General features: G+C 52.3%; 1 protein-coding gene. It reads right to left on the reverse strand.

Annotated features, from left to right (window positions below; genetic code table 11):
• Positions 1 to 1,139: RNA-directed DNA polymerase (locus Q2M23_RS44370; RefSeq protein ID WP_410469846.1), on the reverse strand; the 1,139-nt coding region annotated here is incomplete at its 3' end.
• Positions 1,140 to 1,573: the final 434 nt, after the last annotated feature.

Genomic DNA, 1,573 nt, shown 5'->3' on the forward strand with positions numbered 1-1,573 from the left:
ATTCTGTGCAGAACTGGGAGGCTGTATAGCACGGTCGCACGTATCAGGGCTCTGTGAACACCAAGAAGGCAGTGCTGATCACAGCCCCACCTCGGTCCTGCGAGATGCTGAATAGCACAAATCCACCTTTGGGCCTTGGCTTCAAGGTACTTAACGTGTCGAGTCCAGCGAAGTTCTGAGTCTATAACCACGCCCAGAAAACGATGGTAACGTACAGCTTCGAGCTGCGTCAGTCCCACGTACAGAGGAAACCTCACCATAGCTTTGCGTGTGAACGGGAGTTCAGCACATTTTTCTGGCGATATGTCCATACCAAGTTGGGTGAAGTACTTGTGTATATTATTGAGTGCTAGTTGCAGTCGACGCTGAATGGCTGGTCGCGACTTCCCCTTTGTCCAAATTGCGACATCATCGGCATATATAGAGAATGCCACCTTCCGGGGAATTATCGATGTTAGGCCAGCCATCACGACGTTGAAGAGTATTGGGCTCAGAATGCTTCCTTGGGGTACTCCTTGGGGAACAGCGTGTTGTGAACCGGATCCATTGGACGTACGGACACAAACACTTCGGTCCGTAAGAAAGTCCTTCAACCAGGAGAACATACGTCCTGACAGCCCAAAAGTCCGTAAAGCGTGCAAGACACAAACGTGTGAAACAGTGTCGTATGCCCGCTTGATATCAAGGAACACTGCCACCACTATCCGTCGATGAGCACGCGCTTGCTGAACTGTAGAGACGAGGTCAAGCACTGGATCTAGAGAGCTTCTGTGGCGACGGAAGCCAGCCATCTCCTGAGGGAACACCCCCTGTTTTTCCATCCACCATTCCAGTCGATGTAATACCATCCTTTCCATCAGCTTTCCCATGCAGCTCGTCAAACTTACCGGGCGAAACGACGATAATGCAGTTGGAGGTTTACCCGGTTTGAGAATGGGAACAACCATAGCCTCCTTCCAGCTATGAGGGAGACGACCCTGCTGCCAAGAGGTGTTGTAAGCCTGAAGAAGTGCTTGCTGTGACTTGCCGTCAAGATTCCGGAGAGCAGCGTAGGTTATTTTATCCGGCCCAGGAGCTGAGCGTGCGTTCACCGGTTTTAGCGCTGACCTTAGCTCCGCTATTGAGAACTCACAATTCATAATATCCGGTAGATCAGGCCAGTCTTGATTGAGTTCAAGTATAAGGGCTTGCACGAAGGTGTTGTGTGCAACCGTCGTCGACGCTGCCGCCGGTGCTGTCAACACCACGCAGAAATCGTCGGCAAGCGTTCTTTCGTCCACCCTTTTTATCAGAGCCAAAGCTGCGAGGGGGCTTCTCTGTGGAGGTGGCGCTCTGTGCTCGTATTGTCCTTCAGATCTTCGTGGCGGGATCGAACGGCGATAGGCGCTGGCAAAACTCCCGCCAGCGTTTCCGGTCTTCTCGCTTAAGTTCTCTCGCTACTTGAGTTTTCATTCGGCGATATTCAGCGATGTCCGACAGCTGTCCTGTGCGACGAGCAGTCCTTTCCGCTCTACGACGTAACGCTCTCAGGCGTTCTATCGTGGGGGAATGACCAACATGTCTTGTCACCCGT

The organism is Bradyrhizobium sp. 33ap4 (genome assembly GCF_032654765.1).
Classification (GTDB): domain Bacteria; phylum Pseudomonadota; class Alphaproteobacteria; order Rhizobiales; family Xanthobacteraceae; genus Bradyrhizobium; species Bradyrhizobium australafricanum.